This is a genomic window from Streptomyces sp. NPDC020742 (assembly GCF_040641675.1).
GTDB lineage: Bacteria > Actinomycetota > Actinomycetes > Streptomycetales > Streptomycetaceae > Streptomyces.
The window spans coordinates 326650-347877 of the sequence record NZ_JBFAEA010000004.1 but is presented as its reverse complement, the minus strand read 5'-3'; the positions used below and the strand labels follow the sequence as shown (position 1 = coordinate 347877).

Genomic DNA, 21228 nt, shown 5'->3' with positions numbered 1-21228 from the left:
AGGGATTGACGCATAGTGCTCGACGTCAACTTCTTCGACGAGCTGCGGATCGGCCTCGCCACCGCTGACGACATCCGTCAGTGGTCCCACGGTGAGGTCAAGAAGCCGGAGACCATCAACTACCGCACCCTCAAGCCCGAAAAGGACGGACTCTTCTGCGAGAAGATCTTCGGTCCGACCCGGGACTGGGAGTGCTACTGCGGTAAGTACAAGCGCGTCCGCTTCAAGGGCATCATCTGCGAGCGGTGCGGCGTCGAGGTCACTCGCGCCAAGGTGCGCCGTGAGCGGATGGGCCACATTGAGCTGGCCGCTCCCGTGACCCACATCTGGTACTTCAAGGGCGTGCCGAGCCGGCTGGGCTACCTGCTGGACCTGGCGCCCAAGGACCTCGAGAAGGTCATCTACTTCGCCGCCTACATGATCACGTGGGTGGACGAGGAGCGCCGCACGCGCGACCTGCCCTCGCTGGAGGCCCACGTCTCCGTCGAGCGTCAGCAGATCGAGCAGCGCCGCGACTCCGACCTGGAGGCCCGCGCCAAGAAGCTCGAGACCGACCTGGCCGAGCTGGAGGCCGAGGGCGCCAAGGCGGACGTTCGCCGCAAGGTGCGTGAGGGCGCCGAGCGCGAGATGAAGCAGCTGCGTGACCGTGCGCAGCGCGAGATCGACCGTCTCGACGAGGTCTGGAACCGCTTCAAGAACCTCAAGGTCCAGGACCTGGAGGGCGACGAGCTGCTCTACCGCGAGCTGCGGGACCGCTTCGGCACGTACTTCGACGGTTCGATGGGTGCCGCTGCCCTGCAGAAGCGCCTGGAGACCTTCGACCTCGACGAGGAGGCCGAGCGCCTCCGCGAGATCATCCGTACCGGCAAGGGCCAGAAGAAGACCCGTGCGCTCAAGCGCCTGAAGGTCGTCTCCGCCTTCCTGCAGACCCGCAACAGCCCCAAGGGCATGGTGCTGGACTGCATCCCGGTGATCCCGCCGGACCTGCGTCCGATGGTGCAGCTGGACGGTGGCCGCTTCGCGACCTCCGACCTGAACGACCTGTACCGCCGTGTGATCAACCGCAACAACCGCCTGAAGCGGCTTCTCGACCTCGGCGCGCCCGAGATCATCGTGAACAACGAGAAGCGCATGCTCCAGGAGGCCGTGGACGCCCTCTTCGACAACGGTCGTCGTGGTCGCCCGGTCACCGGTCCCGGTAACCGCCCGCTGAAGTCCCTCAGCGACATGCTGAAGGGCAAGCAGGGCCGCTTCCGTCAGAACCTGCTCGGTAAGCGAGTCGACTACTCGGCGCGTTCCGTCATCGTCGTCGGCCCGCAGCTCAAGCTGCACCAGTGCGGTCTGCCCAAGGCCATGGCGCTGGAGCTCTTCAAGCCGTTCGTGATGAAGCGCCTGGTGGACCTGAACCACGCGCAGAACATCAAGTCGGCCAAGCGCATGGTCGAGCGCGGCCGCACCGTGGTGTACGACGTCCTCGAAGAGGTCATCGCCGAGCACCCGGTGCTGCTGAACCGTGCGCCCACCCTGCACCGCCTCGGCATCCAGGCCTTCGAGCCGCAGCTGGTCGAGGGCAAGGCCATTCAGATCCACCCGCTCGTCTGCACCGCGTTCAACGCGGACTTCGACGGTGACCAGATGGCCGTCCACCTCCCGCTGTCCGCGGAGGCGCAGGCCGAGGCCCGCATCCTGATGCTGTCCTCGAACAACATCCTCAAGCCGGCCGACGGCCGTCCGGTCACCATGCCGACCCAGGACATGGTGCTCGGCCTCTTCTTCCTCACCACGGATGAAGAGGAGCGCGAGGTCAAGGGCGAGGGCCGGGCCTTCGGCTCGGTCGCCGAGGCGATCATGGCCTTCGACGCCCGCGAGCTCTCGCTGCAGGCGAAGGTCGACATCCGCTTCCCGATCGGCACCGTCCCGCCCCGCGGCTGGACCCCGCCGGTTCCGGAGGAGGGCGAGCCCGAGTGGCAGCAGGGTGACAGCTTCCGGCTGCGGACGACCCTGGGCCGTGCGCTCTTCAACGAGCTGCTGCCCGAGGACTACCCGTTCGTCGACTACTCGGTGGGCAAGAAGCAGCTCTCCGCGATCGTCAACGACCTGGCCGAGCGCTACCCCAAGGTCATCGTGGCGGCGACGCTCGACAACCTGAAGGCGGCCGGCTTCCACTGGGCGACCCGTTCCGGCGTCACCGTCGCCGTCTCGGACATCGTCGTGCCGGAGGCCAAGAAGGCCATCGTCGCGGGCTACGAGGCCCAGGACGAGAAGGTCCAGAAGCAGTACGAGCGCGGTCTGATCACCAAGGACGAGCGCACTCAGGAACTGATCAACATCTGGACCAAGGCGACCAACGAGGTCGCCGAGGCGATGAACGAGAACTTCCCCAAGACGAACCCCATCTTCATGATGGTTGACTCGGGTGCCCGAGGAAACATGATGCAGATGCGGCAGATCGCCGGTATGCGTGGTCTGGTGTCGAACGCGAAGAACGAGACCATCCCGCGTCCGATTAAGGCGTCGTTCCGCGAGGGCCTGTCCGTGCTGGAGTACTTCATCTCCACCCACGGTGCCCGTAAGGGTCTGGCGGACACCGCCCTTCGTACCGCCGACTCCGGTTACCTCACCCGTCGTCTGGTCGACGTCTCCCAGGACGTCATCATTCGCGAGGAGGACTGCGGCACCGAGCGCGGCCTCAAGCTGCGGATCGCCTCGAAGGACGCCGCCGGTGTCCTGCGCAAGGCGGACGACGTCGAGTCCAGCGTCTACGCCCGCATGCTGGCCGAGGACGTCGTCGTCGACGGCAAGGTCGTCGCCTCGGCGAACGTCGACCTCGGTGACGTGCTCATCGACCAGCTGATCATGCACGGCGTCGAGGAGGTCAAGACCCGCTCGGTCCTGACCTGTGAGTCCGCGGTCGGCACCTGTGCCTTCTGCTACGGCCGTTCGCTGGCCACCGGCAAGCTGGTCGACATCGGTGAGGCGGTCGGCATCATCGCCGCCCAGTCCATCGGTGAGCCCGGCACCCAGCTGACGATGCGTACCTTCCACACCGGTGGTGTGGCTGGTGACGACATCACCCTGGGTCTGCCGCGTGTCGTCGAGCTCTTCGAGGCCCGTACGCCCAAGGGTGTCGCCCCGATCTCGGAGGCGGCCGGCCGCGTCCGGATCGAGGAGACCGAGAAGACCAAGAAGGTCGTCGTCACCCCGGATGACGGCAGCGACGAGATGGCGTACGGCGTCTCCAAGCGTGCCCGTCTCCTGGTCGGCGAGGGTGACCACGTCACGGTCGGCCAGCCGATGACCGTGGGTGCGATCAACCCGCACGACGTGCTGCGGATCCTCGGCCAGCGCGCCGTCCAGGTCCACCTGGTCGGCGAGGTCCAGAAGGTCTACAACAGCCAGGGCGTGGCCATCCACGACAAGCACATCGAGATCATCATCCGGCAGATGCTGCGCCGTGTGACGATCATCGAGTCCGGCGACGCGGAGCTGCTGCCGGGCGAGCTCGTGGAGCGCACGAAGTTCGAGGGCGAGAACCGTCGTGTCGTGGCGGAAGGCGGCCACCCGGCCTCCGGCCGTCCGCAGCTGATGGGTATCACCAAGGCTTCGCTGGCCACCGAGTCCTGGCTGTCGGCGGCGTCCTTCCAGGAGACGACCAGGGTCCTGACCGATGCGGCGATCAACGCCAAGTCGGACTCCCTGATCGGCCTCAAGGAGAACGTCATCATCGGTAAGCTCATCCCGGCCGGTACGGGCCTGTCCCGCTACCGCAACATCCGGGTCGAGCCCACCGAGGAGGCCAAGGCCGCGATGTACTCGGCCGTCGGTTACGACGACATCGACTACTCGCCCTTCGGCACCGGCTCCGGCCAGGCGGTCCCGCTGGAGGACTACGACTACGGCCCGTACAACCAGTAATCCTGGTCCGTACGACAGCGACAGGGCGGCCACCCCGATGGGGTGGCCGCCCTGCGGCATTCAAGGGGACGGTGTGGCGGTGTCAGCCCCGCTGCCTCAGATACGGCTCCAGATGGTGCAGGCGGGTGTGGTACGCCGGGTGCGAGGAGAGGAGCCCGGCCAGGATGCCGGGGCGATGGACCTGCTGTCCGGCCTGCAAGGCAGCTGCCTCGGCCGCTCGTTCGCCGGTGTGCATGGTGGACAGCACCTCACTGAGCATGGGCGCGAAGCCGAGAGCCGCGGCATGCCGGTCGGCCCGCAGCTCTGACCGCCGTCCCACCGCCGCGAGCAGATACGGAGCGATCAGCACCGGCAGCACGAGGTACCAGAGCGAGATGGTCAGGAACAGCACCAGTGGCCCGAGCACCAGGAAGAGCAGTCCGGTCGCGGCCGCTGAGAAGCGGCTGGTGACCAGGAAGACCAAGCGGGCAACCGTACGCAGGGCCGCCCACGCCAGTCGGCCGGGAAGCGAGTACCAGTAGCCCAGCAGTGAGGACCAGGCGTGGCCGCCGGTGTGGTGCCCGAGCTCATGCGCGAGTACGGCGGCCAGCTGGCCGTTGGGCAGGTGGTCGAGCGAGAAGCGGGTCACGCCGACGATGTGCCCGGCGGCGGCGTACGCATTGAGCTCCTCGCTCTCCTCGATCCACAGCTCGTACGCGCGGCCGTCCACTCCCGCGCGGGCGGCCACCTCTCGCCATGCGGCAGCGAGCCGGTCGCGTTCCTGGAGCGTGGGGTAGCGGAAGCCCAGGACATGGCGGGCGAAGAAGCTCTCGGTGGGCCGGTGGAAGGCGAGTGCACCCGAAGCGATCCAGAGCGCGGTGGGCAGCCAACCGAGGTCGGGCAGCAGCATGTAGGAGACGCCGGCGATCAGGGCGAGGCTGCACAGGAATCCGGGGACGTGCAGTAGCAGAGTGCCGATGGTGGTGGCGTCGGCACCGCGCTGCTGCTCTTTGAGATGGACGCGGCGTGGACCGAAGGTCATTTCGTGCGGATGCGGGGGGTCAGAAGGGGTGTCGGACGGCGGACCGTACACGTCCTGCAGTGGGGTGGCCGGGCGTTCCGGCTCGGGGGTGGGGTACGGGGGCGCGTCCGTAGGGGAGGTGGGGCCGGGGTATCGGGGTGGGTGTGGTGGCTGAGGCGTCGCACCCTGGTCCGGATAGGGCGGCGGTGCCGAGCTGGCCGGCGGCGGACCGGCCTCGGGGTAGTGCGGCCGGGGCGGATTCGGCATGAGGGTGGGCTCCTTTCCCCAAGTCAGCCGAGGAGGAACGCTCCCGGCAGCAGCAGTGCGCCGGCGCAGAAGGCGCCCAGCCCGATACGTATCCATCGGTGCTTGCTGCCGACGATGCGGCTGTTCTCCATCAATGCGTCGATGAGTGCTGCGGTCGGATCGCGTTCGGTGTCCGCGAGAGCACGGTCCAACTCGGACTGTGCCGCGGCACGTTGGATGTCCGCGAAGTAGGTGACCGGCCGCCCTGGCTGCCAGCGGCTTCTCCGGTATCGGGGCACCACGGCCATGAGCAGGGCGATCAGTGAGACGACCAGGGCTCCGCAGCCCAGCCACCAGGCGGCGGCCGCCGGTGCGGACAGGGCCGACGGCCGCCAGTCGCGTGCTGCCAGCACCCCGCTGAGCAGGCCCGCCGTCAGGCCGAGCGCGCCGACCAGCACCGATGCCTTGCTGTCGGCACGGGCGATCTCGCCGCGCAGGTCTCCGAGCAGCCGGATGCCGGTGGTCGACCCGGGGGGCGGTGGGGTGGCGGTGGAAGGTCCGGTGGTCATGACGGCGGGGTCTCCTTGCGGCGGTCAGTGCTGCGGGGACGGGCCGTCGTCGGGCCCGTCGGCACGACGGCCCCCCTTGTGCAGGGAGGGCGGTGCGGGCGGTGTGCTTCGCTCCGCCGTGCCATGGGGAGGCGTGCCGTACGGAGCGGCGTTCCCGTACCCGCCCGGAGCGGGTGGCACATGCGGCGGGTGTGCGGGCGGCGGTGGTACATGCGGCACCTGAGGCTGCTTCTCCTGCGGCGAGGCGAGTGCCGGTCCGTTCGCCACGCCCGGCAGCCGCTGGTTGAGAAAATCCTGGAGCGTCCGGAGCGCGATCCGCTTCGGCTCTTCGAGCTCGTACTCCTCGGCGGCGTCCCCTTTGATGATCTCGGTGGCGAGCTCCATCTGGCTCTTGATGAGGATCAGTTGGTCCTGCCGCAGGCTCTCCATGACGAGCCGGGAGTCCTCGGGGTGCTGGGAGAGGTGGAATGCCCAGGCTGCGACCCCCTCCTGCTGCAGGTAGTACTGGTAGAAGCGGATCTTCTCCGCCTCGATCTGCTGCAGTTCCACCTGCTGTTGGCCCTGGAGCAGCGCGTGCTCATGCGCCAGGCCCTGCTGCTGCATGATGAGTTCGTGCTGTTGCCTGCCGCCTTCCAGGGCCCGCTCGGTCTCCAGGCGGTCCTCGCGCATCCGTAGCGCGTGGGCGGGCGTCAGCTGTTCATCGGCGTAGCGCAGCGCGCGCAGCTCCCGGTGGTGGGAGATGGCTGCGTCGTCGAGCCGTAGGCGGAGATCGCAGGTCACCCGCAGTCCGGTCCCGGCCGTCCCGAGTGCGTCGTCGGCGTCCAGCGCTTCTTGGACGGCGCGTTCCGCGGCGGGACTGCTCTCAACGGGGTGGCGGCGGGTGACCGGCCGTACACGCTGCCGGAGCCTGCGGGAGAGCAGCGCCGGCACATCGCGTTCGCCACTGGTGACGTACGCCGCGGGGTCCGCGACCTGCCAGGTGATGTCGGCCGTGGCGGCGAATTCGAAGGCGTCGTTGTCGCTGGGCAGCGCCAGCTCCAACTGCAGCTGATGGATGCCGGTGTCCACCTCGTACACGGCGGTGTACCGGCCGGTGGCGATCTCTGCCCGGCTGGGGCGGTGCGGCGGCAGGAAGGTGTCGTGCCCGCCTTTGCCGTTGACGAAGACCAGTGCGTTGTCGATACGGGTGAGGGCCCGGCGCGCGGCGTACTCAAAGCGCCCGAGCTGCCGGACGGTCAGGACGGGGTCGGTCAGCTGCGTATGGCGGTCCGCCTGCTGGTCCCATTCGGGCGGTCGTCGGAAGTCCGGCACGGTCAGCTCCTTGCGGTGACGGGGGAGGAAGCGAGGGCGGTCAGCAGCCGGGAGGCGACCGGTGGGGGCGGTCCGCCGTGCCCTCCGGGGACGGTGCGCAGCAGATGGCTGAGGCGCTGGTGGTCGGGGCCGGTGACGGCCAGTGAGGAGAGCAGATCGGCCAGGGCAGCTTCGGATTCGGGGTCGGTGTCGGCCTGACGCACCCAGCACCGCAGCCGCTCCAGCGCCAAGGCCGTATGCGTACGGTCGCCGAGCGCGGCCCGCCAGAGCGTGATCAGGAGCCGGTCGTCCTCGGTACCGGGCATTGCGGCGGCGCGGGCCTGCCAGGCCAGCAGAGCGTGCCGGGCTCCTTCCGCGTCGTCCTCGGTTCGTTCGCACGCGGCGAGGAAGGCGCGGAGGGCGAGGTCGCGTACCTTCTGCTCATCCTGGAGGAAGTCCGCCAGCTGCCGCAGGACCAGAGAGCCGACGCCGGAGAGCAGCAGCACAGCGGTGGACTCGACCAGTTCCCTGGCCTCTTCCTCGTCGGCTTCCTCGGGGTCCATCTCCCGCGCGGCCAGGGACAGCGCGGCCAGCGCCTGCTCCGGGATCTCCGGCCCGAGCAGTGCGTACGCGCGGTAGGTCGTCCAGCGGATCCGGTCGCTCTCGCTGGTGCACCAGGCGTGCAGGATGCGCGGGATGTTCGGGGCGTCGAGCAGGTGCGCGAGGGTGAGGGCGTTGGCGGCGGCCAGGCGCAGGCGGTAGCGCCGGGCGGTGGCCCAGGGCTCGATGAGCAGTGCCATGGCGGACGGGAGGTCCGCGGCGGCCAGTACGGCCGCGGTGGCTGCGGCCCGGTTGCGTACCAGGGGCCGGCCGTCCTCCGCGAGCTGCTTGAGCCACCGGATCAGGGCGGGCCGGGATGACGGGTGGCCGGTCCACACCTCGATGAGCAGCGCCATCGGCGTGCGCTCGTCCAGGAAGGCGGACTTGGTCTGCCGGACCGGGCCCCACTCGGTGTGCTCGCTCTCCGGGTAGAGGCGCGCGCGAGCCAACTGGAGACGCTTCGCGATGGAGGTGCCGAAGACGGGGATCCTCGCCCGGAGTCCGCCACCCCCTTCGATGTTCAGAAGGTAGCCGTACAACAGGTCGCTCAGTTCGGCCGTCAGGGCGTAGGGCCCTTCGTCCAAGGCGGCGAGTGCAATGAGGAAGGCCTTGTCGTGCAGCGAGACGGTCCCGTCGTCGAACCACTCTTGGACCTGCTGCTTGACGGTGGAAAGGCTGAAGCGCTCCAGCTCTTCGGCGCTCGTCTCCCCCCTTGCGTGGGCGGCCAGCGCCCGGGCGAAGGCGACGACCTCGCGCAGCTGGTGCTTACGGTCGAGGAAGTCCCTGGTCGCCCTCAGCCCGAGCAACGGCGCGAACCTGTCCTCGGTGACCATCGTTTCCAGGTGCGCCTGGAGCACCGCGTCGGGCGCCGGAGGCTCCCAGGGCGTGGTGCGTACGGTGTCTTCGAAAGCGGCGTGCGGCCCGGCAGTGATCACGAGGTAGCCGCCGTGCTCGACCAGTTTCTCCTGCATGGATCGCAGATGGGACTCACGCAGCGGCTGGTCGTTGTAGGTGATCAGATCACCCAGCAAGTACCCCTGGGAGCCGGTGAGTTGATGGGCGAGGGCTGTGAGGGAGGTGTCCGGATCCAGGATGTGTACGGGGGAGGCTCCCGCCTGGCGCAGGAGGTTCAGGGCGGCGGTACGACGCCCGGTGAACGGAGTCCCGGTCAGTACGACCACTCGCTCGCTACGGAGCAGCTCCAGGGCGGTGTCGAAGGAGTCGCAGCCGGCGAACGGGCGGGTGAGCCGCTCCAGGACGTGCTGCGGGAGATCGCCGGAGGCGTAGGCGGGGCCGCTCATACCCACGTAGTGGATCTCGGTCTTGCTGCCCATGATGACGTCGCCGACCACCTGGCCGCCGCTGACCCCGTGCTGGTCGCCGGCCACCAGCGAGCCACCGATGGCGGCCGAGCTGCCGAGCATGATCCCCGGGCTGTGGTGCCACAGGTCTTGGCGGGCACTCCAGACGTCCTGTGGTTCGTCGGTCTCCTCGGCCTTCTCCGCGGCTTCCTCGGCGGCGGTCTCCGCCTCTTCCCCTTCCGGCTGGCCGGTGCCGGACTGCGGCTCCTCCGCGGACTCGGCGGCACTCATCGACGATCACCGCCACCGCCGAGGTGGACATCGCCGTGGAGCTGGCCTCCGGAGACGCCGTGCTGGTCGCCGGCCACGACGCTGCCGCCGATGGAGGGAGCGCCACCGTAGAAGTTGAAGGTCACGGCGCGCGGGTCGCTGGCGGTGCCGGAGGCCGCCCGTGGCGAGCGGGCCGGGCCGTCACCCACCGGGTCCGGCACGTCATCGGCCCGGTGTGGGGGCGCTTCCTCCTGCGGCGCGGAGCCGTGCAGCCACGCTGTGATTCTGCCGTCCTTGGCCGCGACATCGATCCGGTGGAACGCCTCCCGCGGCACCCCGAGGTGTCCATGCCGAACAATCCCCTGGTACACCGGGTCGGACACACACAGGACGCAAGGGTCGTCGGGACGTTGAGCCAGCGCACGGCGCAGCACACCCGCGTCCAGCAGGCGGCACGCCTGGTTGAGGTCATGGCCCACGATGCCCCCGGTCACCCCGTCACGTGCGTCGTGCGCGACCTCGCCGGACGCCAGCGCGATCCGCAACCGCATCTGGGTGGTGCTGGCCGCGAGCCGGTTGTAGTGGTGCAGCAGGCCGGGGGTGGTGGTGAGCAGGGTGCGCAGCAGCGCGGCCTTGGAGATGTCCGAGCTGATCAGGGCGATCACGCCGTCGCCGCGGTCTTCGCGGTACTGCTGGGTCTGCTCCACTCCGGCGTCCACGAGGGTGTCCTCGACGATGTCGTGGAGCTTTCGCCGCAGGAACGTCTGCTCGACATCGTCGCGCCCCCCAAAGCGCTCGATGTCGAAGAGCAGGATGGTGTGGTGGACGGGATCACTCATGGTTGCCTCTCGCCGGCTCGTACGTCACGGCAGCACCGTGGCCCATACGGAGGGGGAGGCGGGAGGGACAACGGCACAGACGCTCTGTGACCGAGTGCACAGAGCGCCTGGGGAAGCCGGATGGGCGGAGCGCGGAGGTCCGGGCGGGTCAGCCGGCCCGTCCACCCCGTCCGATGCGGCGCAGCTGCTCGGGTGCGGTGATGACGAGCCCCCGGCGGCTGGTGTCGACGATCCCGCGCTGGCGCAGCTCGGTCAGCAGCCGGGCGACCCGTTCGCGGGAGGACCCCACTGAGCCGGCGAGTTCGTACTGGCTGAGCCCGGCCGTGAGCCGGACCCCTTCCGGGATCCGCTCCCCGTGTGTCCGGGCGAGTTCCAGCAAGAGGATGGCCAGCCGCTCCCGCACGCCGAGCGCCGCGAACTCCAGCCGGCGCTGATCGCTGGAGCGCATGCGGTCACTGATCAGCTCGGTGAGCCGCAGCATCACGTGCGGCGCCTCGGTCAGGTGAGTGGTGAACCGGTCCTGCTCCACCGCCACCGCCTGTACGGGGCCGAGTGTGGTCACGGTCGCGGACCGGGGCCGGCCGCGCAGCGCCGCGGACTCACCGATGATGTCGCCCGGGCCGCGCAGTGCCAGAAGTGCCTCGTAGCCGTTGGCGGCCAGCGTGGTGACCTTGGTCCAGCCGCTCAGTACGAAGAGGACATGGGTGGAGGGCTCGTCCTGGCGGAGCAGCAGACAGCGTGGCCCGTAGTCCAGAGGGCGGCCGAGGGCGAGCAACGCCGCCCGGTCGTCCTTTTCGAGGCGCGCGAGGAAGGGCACCCCGTCGTCGAGTGAGCTCCCAGGCTCGTACCGGTCCGTTAAGAGTGGCCGGGAGGCCGTTCCGCGTGCGTCGTGCTTGCTCGCCATCGCCATGGGTCCCCCGAGTCTAGGCAGCTGACAGTAGTTGACCATGTACCGCACCGGAGGGGAACAGCGGGATCGGAACTACCCATTCCTGGGCGCCGCCGCAGCGTGACGGGGGAATGGGTCGGGAGCCCGCAGGGGGCCCGGCACTGCGGGGGTCTGACAGGTGCGGCGCGGGGGGAACTTGTGCTCCCATCTCTGCGTCTGTGATGAGAAGATGGGGAGAACTGTCGAGCGGGGGGAGGGTCGCGAAGTGGCATTCCAGCCGTGGCAGGGCGGGCAGCCCGTTCAGCCGGCGCACCAGGTGCCTGTCATGCGTGCCTCGCACGCCGACCGTGAGCGGGCGGTCGATGTGCTCAAGGCGGGTTTCGCGGAGGGGCGGCTGCAGCAGCCGGAGTACGAGCAGCGGCTGACCCGGGCCTACAAGGCGCAGACCCATGCCGAGTTGCAGATGCTGGTCGCCGACCTTCCGATGGGCCCCGTGCCGCAGGCGCAGTTCATGCCGCAGCGGCCGATGGCGCCGGCGACGTTCCTGCCGATGCCCCCGCCGGTGACGACCAACGGCGCGGCGACCGGCGCGATGGTGTGCGGGATCATGACGCCGGTGACGTGGGGCATGACCGCGATCCCGGCGGTGATCCTGGGGCACAAGGCGCGGGCCGAGATCCGCCGGACCGGGGAGCGGGGCGACGGGCAGGCCCTGACCGGGCTGATCCTGGGGTGGCTGGCGATCGGGGGCTGGTCGCTGTTCCTGCTGGTGGTCATCCTGAGCGCGGCGGTCAATCTCTGACCGCGGCGGGGGAGCTCGGACATGTGGTGCGGGCGGGTGGCGCCTTCTTCCGTACGGCGACTGATCGCACTACGGTGGCCGCAACGCCGTGACGAGTCCGGCGTGTCCTTCGCGTGTGCATTTGTTTTGACCGCAGCCCATGCGGTAGGTACGCTCTGACCTTGTGCCTGGGGTGTCCCTGGCTTGCCGTGCGCGCAACCTCCCAGCGCCTTCGGGCGGGAGTGCCATCAGCGCGGAAGTCGGGTTTTGACACCGCAATCTGCCGCCTTTTCTCGTTCCAGCGAGGGACCGGGCTGCAGTATTCGACACACCCGACCGCGTGGGTCGGGGATGTTCCAGGTTAGCTTTACCGAGACTGGCACACAGAAACCGGAGAAACGGTGCCTACGATCCAGCAGCTGGTCCGCAAGGGCCGGCAGGACAAGGTCGAGAAGAACAAGACGCCCGCACTTGAGGGTTCCCCTCAGCGCCGTGGCGTCTGCACGCGTGTTTTCACCACCACCCCGAAGAAGCCGAACTCGGCCCTGCGTAAGGTCGCGCGTGTGCGTCTGACCAGCGGGATCGAGGTCACCGCTTACATTCCGGGTGAGGGCCACAACCTCCAGGAGCACTCGATCGTGCTCGTGCGTGGCGGCCGTGTGAAGGACCTGCCGGGTGTTCGGTACAAGATCATCCGCGGCTCCCTCGACACGCAGGGCGTCAAGAACCGCAAGCAGGCTCGCAGCCGCTACGGCGCCAAGAAGGAGAAGTAAGAATGCCTCGTAAGGGCCCCGCCCCGAAGCGCCCGGTCATCATCGACCCGGTCTACGGCTCTCCTCTGGTGACCTCCCTCATCAACAAGGTGCTGCTGAACGGCAAGCGCTCCACCGCTGAGCGCATCGTTTACGGCGCCATGGAGGGTCTGCGCGAGAAGACCGGCAACGACCCGGTCATCACGCTCAAGCGCGCGCTCGAGAACATCAAGCCGACCCTTGAGGTCAAGTCCCGCCGCGTCGGTGGCGCGACCTACCAGGTCCCGGTCGAGGTCAAGCCCGGCCGTGCCGCCACCCTCTCGCTCCGCTGGCTCGTGGGCTACTCCCGCGCCCGCCGCGAGAAGACCATGACCGAGCGCCTCATGAACGAACTGCTCGACGCCTCCAACGGCCTCGGCGCTTCGGTCAAGAAGCGTGAGGACACGCACAAGATGGCCGAGTCCAACAAGGCCTTCGCGCACTACCGCTGGTAGTCGCAACCCACATCGAGACCGAGAGAAGATTGAGCCACTATGGCTACCACTTCGCTTGACCTGGCCAAGGTCCGCAACATCGGGATCATGGCCCACATCGACGCGGGCAAGACGACCACCACCGAGCGGATCCTGTTCTACACCGGTGTTTCGTACAAGATCGGTGAGGTCCACGACGGCGCTGCCACGATGGACTGGATGGAGCAGGAGCAGGAGCGCGGCATCACGATCACGTCTGCCGCGACGACCTGCCACTGGCCGCTGGAGAACGTCGACAACACCATCAACATCATCGACACGCCGGGCCACGTCGACTTCACCGTCGAGGTGGAGCGCTCGCTGCGCGTGCTCGACGGTGCGGTGACGGTGTTCGACGGCGTTGCCGGTGTCGAGCCCCAGTCCGAGACCGTTTGGCGTCAGGCGGACCGCTACGGCGTGCCGCGGATCTGCTTCGTCAACAAGCTCGACCGTACGGGTGCCGAGTTCCACCGCTGCGTCGACATGATCACGGACCGCCTCGGCGCGACCCCGATCGTCATGCAGCTGCCCATCGGCACCGAGATGGACTTCAAGGGTGTCGTTGACCTCGTCACGATGAAGGCCCTGGTCTGGTCGGCCGAGGCTGCCAAGGGCGAGATGTACGACACCGTCGACATCCCGGACACCCACATCGAGGCCGCCGACGAATGGCGCGGCAAGCTCCTCGAGGTCGTGGCCGAGAACGACGAAGAGGTCATGGAGCTGTACCTGGAGGGCCAGGAGCCCACCGAGGAGCAGCTGTACGCGGCGATCCGCCGTATCACCATCGCCTCCGGCAAGGCCGAGAACACCACGGTCACCCCGGTGTTCTGCGGTACCGCGTTCAAGAACAAGGGCGTGCAGCCCCTGCTCGACGCGGTCGTGCGCTACCTCCCCTCCCCGCTGGACGTCGAGGCCATCGAGGGCCACGCGGTCAACGACCCGGAGCAGGTCGTCAAGCGCAAGCCGTCCGAGGACGAGCCGCTGTCGGCCCTGGCGTTCAAGATTGCGAGCGACCCCCACCTGGGCAAGCTCACCTTCATCCGGGTGTACTCGGGCCGCCTTGAGGCCGGCTCGCAGGTGCAGAACTCGGTGAAGGGCAAGAAGGAGCGCATCGGCAAGATCTACCGGATGCACGCGAACAAGCGTGAGGAGATCGACTCGGTGGGTGCCGGTGACATCGTCGCCGTCATGGGTCTGAAGCAGACCACCACCGGTGAGACCCTCTGCGACGCCTCGAACCAGGTCATCCTGGAGTCGATGGAGTTCCCGGCCCCGGTCATCCAGGTCGCCATCGAGCCCAAGTCCAAGGGCGACCAGGAGAAGCTGGGTGTCGCCATCCAGCGTCTCGCCGAAGAGGACCCCTCGTTCCAGGTGCACACCGACGAGGAGACCGGCCAGACCATCATCGCGGGTATGGGCGAGCTGCACCTCGACGTGCTGGTCGACCGTATGAAGCGTGAGTTCCGGGTCGAGGCCAACGTCGGTAAGCCGCAGGTCGCGTACCGCGAGACCCTGCGCAAGGCCGTCGAGCGCCTCGACTACACGCACAAGAAGCAGACCGGTGGTTCCGGTCAGTTCGCCAAGGTGCAGATCGCCATCGAGCCGCTCGAGGGCGACGGGTACGAGTTCGAGAACAAGGTCACCGGTGGCCGCATCCCGCGGGAGTACATCCCGTCCGTGGACGCGGGTTGCCAGGAGGCCATGGAGTTCGGTGTTCTCGCCGGCTACCCGCTGACCGGCGTCAAGGTCACGCTCCTCGACGGTGCGTTCCACGAGGTCGACTCGTCGGAAATGGCGTTCAAGATCGCCGGCTCGATGGCCTTCAAGGAGGCCGCCCGCAAGGCCTCCCCGGCCCTGCTGGAGCCGATGATGAAGGTCGAGGTCACCACGCCCGAGGACTACATGGGCGACGTGATCGGCGACATCAACTCCCGCCGTGGTCAGATCCAGTCCATGGAGGACCGCAGCGGCGCCAAGCTCGTCACGGGCCTGGTTCCCCTCTCGGAGATGTTCGGCTACGTCGGAGACCTCCGCAGCAAGACGTCGGGTCGCGCGAGCTACTCGATGCAGTTCGACTCCTACGCCGAGGTTCCGCGGAACGTCGCCGAGGAGATCATCGCGAAGGCCAAGGGCGAGTAAGTCCGGTCTCGTAGGAGTCGGACCGCAACACGCTTTAGGCTTGACACCGTCTGACGGGGCAATCCCCGCAAACCGTGAGGATTGCCCCCGTCAGCCGGCACCCCAGCAAAGATCACCTGGCGCCGATGAGTAAGGCGTACAGAACCACTCCACAGGAGGACCCCAGTGGCGAAGGCGAAGTTCGAGCGGACTAAGCCGCACGTCAACATCGGCACCATCGGTCACATCGACCACGGTAAGACGACCCTCACGGCCGCCATTACCAAGGTGCTGCACGACGCGTACCCGGACCTGAACGAGGCCTCGGCCTTCGACCAGATCGACAAGGCTCCTGAGGAGCGCCAGCGCGGTATCACCATCTCCATCGCGCACGTCGAGTACCAGACGGAGAACCGTCACTACGCCCACGTCGACTGCCCGGGTCACGCGGACTACATCAAGAACATGATCACCGGTGCGGCGCAGATGGACGGCGCCATCCTGGTGGTCGCCGCCACCGACGGCCCGATGCCGCAGACCAAGGAGCACGTGCTCCTGGCCCGCCAGGTCGGCGTTCCCTACATCGTTGTCGCCCTGAACAAGGCCGACATGGTGGACGACGAGGAGATCCTGGAGCTCGTCGAGCTCGAGGTCCGTGAGCTCCTCTCCGAGTACGAGTTCCCCGGCGACGACGTTCCGGTCGTCAAGGTCTCGGCGCTCAAGGCGCTCGAGGGCGACAAGGAGTGGGGCGACTCCGTCCTCAAGCTCATGGCCGCCGTCGACGAGTCGATCCCGCAGCCCGAGCGTGACGTCGACAAGCCGTTCCTGATGCCGATCGAGGACGTCTTCACGATCACCGGTCGTGGCACCGTCGTCACCGGCCGCATCGAGCGTGGTGTCCTCAAGGTCAACGAGACCGTCGACATCATCGGCATCAAGACCGAGAAGACCACCACCACGGTCACCGGCATCGAGATGTTCCGGAAGCTCCTCGACGAGGGCCAGGCCGGTGAGAACGTCGGTCTGCTCCTCCGCGGCATCAAGCGCGAGGACGTCGAGCGCGGCCAGGTCATCATCAAGCCGGGCTCGGTCACCCCGCACACCGAGTTCGAGGCGCAGGCCTACATCCTGTCCAAGGACGAGGGTGGCCGCCACACGCCGTTCTTCAACAACTACCGTCCGCAGTTCTACTTCCGTACGACTGACGTGACCGGTGTTGTGACCCTCCCCGAGGGCACCGAGATGGTCATGCCGGGCGACAACACCGAGATGTCGGTCCAGCTGATCCAGCCGGTCGCCATGGAGGAGGGCCTGAAGTTCGCCATCCGTGAGGGTGGCCGGACCGTCGGCGCCGGCCAGGTCACCAAGATCAACAAGTAAGTCGTTGATCGGGGAGACCCGGTAGCTCATCCGAGCACTCCAAGGAGCCCCGCCCACCACCAGGTGGGCGGGGCTCCTTGACAGTTGGGGTCCGATTGGCCTTGGGGTGTGTGCGTATGGCACACTGTCCAGGTTGCTCGGTTGAGTGCCGATGCTGCGCGCCTCCCGCCGGGAGGACCGGAAGCGAGTCCCAGGTATTCGTCGTCCCTTCTCAGGGCCGGAAATACGGGAATCTTTCGGGAAGCGTCAGCGGGGTGCCTCGGCCAGGCGCCCGGTGGGTGTTCTTCCCCTGCCTTCTCCTTCTTGAAGGATCTCCCGTGCGGGGATTTACGAGAAGGGGTGCGACACGCCCGACCGCGTGGGTCGGAGAAGAACGGGAATCCACCGGGTCCCAGAGCGTTACGAGAGACAGGACTACGAAGTAGCCATGGCGGGACAGAAGATCCGCATCCGGCTCAAGGCCTACGACCACGAGGTCATCGACACCTCGGCGAAGAAGATCGTCGAGACGGTGACCCGTACTGGTGCGTCGGTCGCGGGCCCGGTGCCGCTGCCCACTGAGAAGAACGTGTACTGCGTCATCAAGTCGCCGCACAAGTACAAGGACTCGCGCGAGCACTTCGAGATGCGCACGCACAAGCGCCTGATCGACATCCTCGACCCGACGCCCAAGACCGTTGACTCGCTGATGCGCCTGGACCTTCCGGCCGGCGTTGACATCGAGATCAAGCTCTGAGAGGCGCGGAAGAGATGGCTAAGCAGATCAAGGGCATCCTGGGCGAGAAGCTCGGCATGACCCAGGTCTGGGACGAGAACAACCGTGTCGTCCCGGTGACCGTGGTGAAGGCCGGCCCCTGTGTCGTTACCCAGGTGCGCACCAATGACCAGGACGGTTACGACTCCGTCCAGATCGCCTTCGGCGAGATCGACCCGCGCAAGGTGAACAAGCCCCTCAAGGGCCACTTCGCGAAGGCCGACGTCACCCCCCGTCGTCACCTCGTTGAGGTCCGTACTCCCGACGCCGGTGAGTACACCCTCGGCCAGGAGCTGACCGCTGAGACCTTCGAGTCCGGCGTCAAGGTGGACGTGACCGGCAAGAGCAAGGGCAAGGGCTTCGCCGGTGTCATGAAGCGTCACGGCTTCGGCGGCGGCAAGGCCTCGCACGGTGCCCACCGCGTGCACCGTAAGCCGGGCTCCATCGGTGGCTGTGCCACCCCGGGCCGCGTGTTCAAGGGCATGCGGATGGCCGGCCGTATGGGCAATGAGCGGGTCACCACCCAGAACCTGACCGTCCACGCCGTTGACGCGGAGAAGGGTCTGCTGCTCATCAAGGGCGCAGTTCCTGGTCCGAACGGCGGCCTCGTCCTGGTCCGTACCGCGGCCAAGGGGGCCTGAGGTAACCGATGAGCACCATTGACATCCTTTCGCCGGCAGGCGACAAGGCCGGGTCCGTCGAGCTCCCCGCGGAGATCTTCGACGCCAAGGTCAGCATTCCGCTGATCCACCAGGTCGTTGTCGCGCAGCTGGCCGCTGCCCGTCAGGGTACGCACAAGACCAAGACTCGCGGCGAGGTCCGCGGCGGTGGCAAGAAGCCGTACCGCCAGAAGGGCACCGGCCGGGCGCGTCAGGGTTCGACCCGTGCGCCGCAGTTCGCCGGCGGTGGCATCGTCCACGGCCCCGTGCCGCGTGACTACAGCCAGCGGACCCCGAAGAAGATGAAGGCCGCCGCCCTGCGCGGTGCCCTCACCGACCGGGCCCGCAACAGCCGTATCCACGTCGTTTCCGGCGTGGTCGAGGGCGACATCTCCACCAAGGCCGCCAAGGCTCTCCTCGGCAAGGTCAGCGAGCGCAAGAACGTGCTCCTGGTCGCCGAGCGCAGCGACGAGGCCGCGTGGCTGTCCGCCCGCAACCTGCCCCAGGTCCACATCCTGGAGCCGGGCCAGCTGAACACGTACGACGTGCTCGTCTCCGACGACGTGGTCTTCACCAAGGCCGCCTTCGAGTCCTTCGTGTCTGGCCCCAAGGCCAACGCTGAGACCGAAGGGAGCGACGCCTGATGACTGAGGCCGTCGTCACCAGCAAGACCTTCACGGACCCGCGCGACGTTCTCGTCAAGCCGGTGGTTTCCGAGAAGAGCTACGCGCTGCTGGACGAGAACAAGTACACGTTCATCGTCGCGCCCGGCGCGAACAAGACCCAGATCAAGCAGGCCGTCGAGGCGGTCTTCTCGGTCAAGGTCACCGGGGTCAACACGATCAACCGGCAGGGCAAGCGCAAGCGCACCCGCACCGGTTACGGCAAGCGCGCGAACACCAAGCGCGCCATCGTGACCCTCGCCGAGGGCGACCGTATCGACATCTTCGGCGGCCCGGTCTCCTAACGGAGTCCGAGTCGTCCGGAATCGGACGAGGACTGAGAAATGGGTATCCGCAAGTACAAGCCGACGACCCCGGGCCGTCGTGGCTCCAGCGTCGCCGACTTTGTCGAGATCACGCGGTCCACGCCGGAGAAGTCGCTGGTCCGCCCGCTGCACAGCAAGGGCGGCCGTAACAACGCCGGTCGTGTGACCGTTCGCCACCAGGGCGGTGGCCACAAGCGCGCCTACCGCGTGATCGACTTCCGTCGTCACGACAAGGACGGCGTGCCGGCCAAGGTCGCGCACATCGAGTACGACCCGAACCGCACCGCGCGCATCGCGCTGCTGCACTACGCAGACGGCGAGAAGCGCTACATCATCGCGCCCCGTGGCCTGGTCCAGGGTGCTCGGATTGAGAACGGCCCTGGCGCCGACATCAAGCCGGGCAACAACCTGCCGCTGCGTCACATCCCCGTGGGTACGACGATCCACGCGATCGAGCTGCGTCCGGGCGGCGGTGCGAAGTTCGCCCGCTCGGCCGGTGCCTCCGTGCAGCTGCTGGCGAAGGAGGGCGCGATGGCCCACCTTCGTATGCCGTCCGGTGAGATCCGCCTGGTCGACGTGCGCTGCCGCGCCACCGTCGGCGAGGTCGGCAACGCCGAGCAGTCGAACATCAACTGGGGCAAGGCCGGCCGTATGCGCTGGAAGGGCGTTCGCCCGACCGTGCGCGGTGTCGTGATGAACCCGGTCGACCACCCGCACGGTGGTGGTGAGGGCAAGACCTCCGGTGGTCGCCACCCGGTCTCGCCCTGGGGCCAGAAGGAGGGTCGTACTCGCTCGCCGAAGAAGGCCAGCAACAAGTACATCGTCCGCCGCCGCAAGACGAACAAGAAGCGCTAGGAGCGGGTTTAGATGCCGCGTAGTCTCAAGAAGGGGCCCTTCGTCGACGACCACCTCGCCAAGAAGGTGGATGTTCAGAACGATGCAGGCACCAAGAACGTCATCAAGACCTGGTCCCGCCGCTCCATGATCGTCCCGGCCATGCTCGGCCACACGATCGCGGTGCACGACGGCCGCAAGCACGTCCCGGTGTTCGTCACCGAGTCGATGGTCGGCCACAAGCTCGGCGAGTTTGCGCCGACCCGCACCTTCCGCGGCCACGAGAAGGACGACCGCAAGTCGCGTCGTCGCTGATCGACCGGAGTGCGAAGACTATGACTGACACCGAAGGGACAACCATGGAAGCCAGGGCCCAGGCGCGGTACATCCGCGTCACGCCCATGAAGGCCCGCCGCGTGGTGGACCTTATCCGTGGCATGGATGCCACGGAGGCTCAGGCGGTCCTGCGTTTCGCCCCGCAGGCCGCGAGCGTGCCGGTGGGCAAGGTGCTGGACAGCGCCATTGCCAACGCCGCGCACAACTACGACCACACCGACGCCTCTTCGCTGGTCATCAGCGAGGCGTACGTCGACGAGGGCCCGACCCTGAAGCGGTTCCGTCCGCGTGCTCAGGGCCGTGCCTACCGGATCCGCAAGCGGACCAGCCACATCACCGTGGTCGTCAGCAGCAAGGAAGGAACCCGGTAATGGGCCAGAAGGTAAACCCGCACGGGTTCCGGCTCGGTGTGACGACGGACTTCAAGTCCCGTTGGTACGCCGACAAGCTGTACAAGGACTACGTCAAGGAAGACGTCGCCATTCGTCGCATGATGACGAAGGGCATGGAGCGCGCTGGTATCTCCAAGGTGGAGATCGAGCGCACCCGTGAGCGCGTCCGCGTTGACATCCACACCGCTCGTCCGGGCATCGTCATCGGCCGCCGCGGCGCCGAGGCCGACCGCATCCGCGGCGAGCTGGAGAAGCTGACCGGCAAGCAGGTCCAGCTGAACATCCTCGAGGTCAAGAACCCCGAGACCGATGCTCAGCTGGTGGCCCAGGCCGTCGCCGAGCAGCTGTCGTCCCGCGTCTCCTTCCGTCGCGCCATGCGTAAGAGCATGCAGTCGACGATGAAGGCCGGCGCCAAGGGCATCAAGATCCAGTGTGGTGGCCGTCTCGGCGGCGCCGAGATGTCCCGCTCGGAGTTCTACCGCGAGGGCCGTGTGCCCCTGCACACCCTCCGTGCGAACGTCGACTACGGCTTCTTCGAGGCCAAGACCACCTTCGGCCGCATCGGTGTGAAGGTCTGGATCTACAAGGGCGACGTCAAGAACATCGCCGAGGTTCGCGCCGAGAACGCCGCGGCCCGTGCGGGCAACCGCCCGGCCCGTGGTGGCAACGACCGTCCGCGCCGCGGTGGCGAGCGTGGCGGCCGCGGCCGCAAGCCGCAGCAGTCCGCTGCTGCCGAGGCCCCCAAGGCCGAGGCCGCTGCCGCTGCTCCGGCGGAGACCCCCGGAACGGAGGCCTGACCG

20 protein-coding genes are annotated in these 21228 nt (G+C 67.8%); 14 read left to right on the top strand and 6 right to left on the bottom strand.

Features of this window, described 5'->3' with window-relative positions; genetic code table 11:
* Window positions 1-15 precede the first annotated feature (15 nt).
* Window positions 16-3915, top strand: a complete 3900-nt coding sequence (locus AB0G84_RS10995; protein ID WP_361318402.1) for a DNA-directed RNA polymerase subunit beta' — start codon at window positions 16-18, stop codon at window positions 3913-3915.
* 82 nt (window positions 3916-3997) lie between these two features.
* Here AB0G84_RS10995 and AB0G84_RS10990 read toward each other — a convergent pair whose 3' ends face one another.
* The 6 genes from AB0G84_RS10990 to AB0G84_RS10965 all read right to left on the bottom strand — a co-directional run bounded on the left by AB0G84_RS10990 (window position 3998) and on the right by AB0G84_RS10965 (window position 10940).
* The gene (locus tag AB0G84_RS10990; protein ID WP_361318400.1) at window positions 3998-4936 is read right to left on the bottom strand and encodes a M48 family metalloprotease; all 939 of its coding nucleotides are present in this window, start codon (window positions 4934-4936) and stop codon (window positions 3998-4000) included.
* A gap of 269 nt (window positions 4937-5205) precedes the next feature.
* Window positions 5206-5730: a Pycsar system effector family protein gene (locus AB0G84_RS10985; RefSeq protein WP_361318398.1), complete on the bottom strand. Its 525-nt coding sequence runs from the start codon at window positions 5728-5730 to the stop codon at window positions 5206-5208.
* A 24-nt stretch (window positions 5731-5754) separates the two neighbouring features.
* Window positions 5755-7041, bottom strand: a complete 1287-nt coding sequence (locus AB0G84_RS10980) for a PE-PGRS family protein (RefSeq protein ID WP_361318396.1) — start codon at window positions 7039-7041, stop codon at window positions 5755-5757.
* A gap of 2 nt (window positions 7042-7043) precedes the next feature.
* Window positions 7044-9212 carry a hypothetical protein gene (locus AB0G84_RS10975; protein ID WP_361318394.1) on the bottom strand — a complete coding sequence of 723 codons (2169 nt, stop codon included), beginning with the start codon at window positions 9210-9212 and terminating at the stop codon, window positions 7044-7046.
* Window positions 9209-10030 carry a hypothetical protein gene (locus AB0G84_RS10970; RefSeq protein WP_361318392.1) on the bottom strand — a complete coding sequence of 274 codons (822 nt, stop codon included), beginning with the start codon at window positions 10028-10030 and terminating at the stop codon, window positions 9209-9211. Before AB0G84_RS10970 ends, AB0G84_RS10975 begins: the two co-directional genes overlap by 4 nt.
* Window positions 10031-10178: 148 nt before the next feature.
* A complete protein-coding gene (locus AB0G84_RS10965) occupies window positions 10179-10940 on the bottom strand; it encodes a Crp/Fnr family transcriptional regulator (RefSeq protein ID WP_361318390.1) in 762 nt (253 codons plus the stop codon).
* A gap of 304 nt (window positions 10941-11244) precedes the next feature.
* Here AB0G84_RS10965 and AB0G84_RS10960 point away from each other — a divergent pair, with 304 nt between their 5' ends.
* From AB0G84_RS10960 to rpsC, 13 genes are all read left to right on the top strand, one after another.
* Window positions 11245-11721 carry a DUF1707 and DUF4190 domain-containing protein gene (locus tag AB0G84_RS10960; RefSeq protein WP_361318388.1) on the top strand — a complete coding sequence of 159 codons (477 nt, stop codon included), beginning with the start codon at window positions 11245-11247 and terminating at the stop codon, window positions 11719-11721.
* Between the two features lie 380 nt (window positions 11722-12101).
* Window positions 12102-12473: a 30S ribosomal protein S12 gene (gene rpsL, locus AB0G84_RS10955; protein WP_003948652.1), complete on the top strand. Its 372-nt coding sequence runs from the start codon at window positions 12102-12104 to the stop codon at window positions 12471-12473.
* Between the two features lie 2 nt (window positions 12474-12475).
* Complete coding sequence (rpsG, locus tag AB0G84_RS10950; RefSeq protein WP_004571813.1) at window positions 12476-12946, top strand: 30S ribosomal protein S7; 471 nt, start codon at window positions 12476-12478, stop codon at window positions 12944-12946.
* 39 nt (window positions 12947-12985) lie between these two features.
* The gene (gene fusA / locus AB0G84_RS10945) at window positions 12986-15106 is read left to right on the top strand and encodes an elongation factor G (protein ID WP_361318385.1); all 2121 of its coding nucleotides are present in this window, start codon (window positions 12986-12988) and stop codon (window positions 15104-15106) included.
* A gap of 165 nt (window positions 15107-15271) precedes the next feature.
* The gene (gene tuf, locus AB0G84_RS10940; protein ID WP_361318383.1) at window positions 15272-16465 is read left to right on the top strand and encodes an elongation factor Tu; all 1194 of its coding nucleotides are present in this window, start codon (window positions 15272-15274) and stop codon (window positions 16463-16465) included.
* A 427-nt stretch (window positions 16466-16892) separates the two neighbouring features.
* Window positions 16893-17201, top strand: coding sequence for a 30S ribosomal protein S10 (gene rpsJ / locus AB0G84_RS10935; protein ID WP_004571821.1), 309 nt, complete (start codon window positions 16893-16895; stop codon window positions 17199-17201).
* 14 nt (window positions 17202-17215) lie between these two features.
* Complete coding sequence (gene rplC, locus AB0G84_RS10930; protein ID WP_030413011.1) at window positions 17216-17860, top strand: 50S ribosomal protein L3; 645 nt, start codon at window positions 17216-17218, stop codon at window positions 17858-17860.
* Between the two features lie 8 nt (window positions 17861-17868).
* Window positions 17869-18522 (top strand): 50S ribosomal protein L4, encoded by a 654-nt coding sequence (rplD, locus tag AB0G84_RS10925; RefSeq protein ID WP_030413012.1) that lies wholly within the window; start codon window positions 17869-17871, stop codon window positions 18520-18522.
* The gene (gene rplW / locus AB0G84_RS10920; RefSeq protein WP_042155860.1) at window positions 18522-18845 is read left to right on the top strand and encodes a 50S ribosomal protein L23; all 324 of its coding nucleotides are present in this window, start codon (window positions 18522-18524) and stop codon (window positions 18843-18845) included. The genes rplD and rplW overlap by 1 nt, the downstream gene beginning before the upstream one ends.
* Before the next feature lie 39 nt (window positions 18846-18884).
* On the top strand, window positions 18885-19721 hold the full coding sequence (rplB, locus tag AB0G84_RS10915) for a 50S ribosomal protein L2 (protein WP_030413014.1): 837 nt from the start codon (window positions 18885-18887) through the stop codon (window positions 19719-19721).
* Between the two features lie 12 nt (window positions 19722-19733).
* Window positions 19734-20015, top strand: coding sequence for a 30S ribosomal protein S19 (rpsS, locus tag AB0G84_RS10910; RefSeq protein WP_016571057.1), 282 nt, complete (start codon window positions 19734-19736; stop codon window positions 20013-20015).
* A 44-nt stretch (window positions 20016-20059) separates the two neighbouring features.
* Complete coding sequence (gene rplV, locus AB0G84_RS10905) at window positions 20060-20407, top strand: 50S ribosomal protein L22 (protein ID WP_004571827.1); 348 nt, start codon at window positions 20060-20062, stop codon at window positions 20405-20407.
* Window positions 20407-21225, top strand: coding sequence for a 30S ribosomal protein S3 (rpsC, locus tag AB0G84_RS10900; protein WP_361318379.1), 819 nt, complete (start codon window positions 20407-20409; stop codon window positions 21223-21225). The genes rplV and rpsC overlap by 1 nt, the downstream gene beginning before the upstream one ends.
* The last annotated feature ends 3 nt before the right edge of the window (window positions 21226-21228 follow it).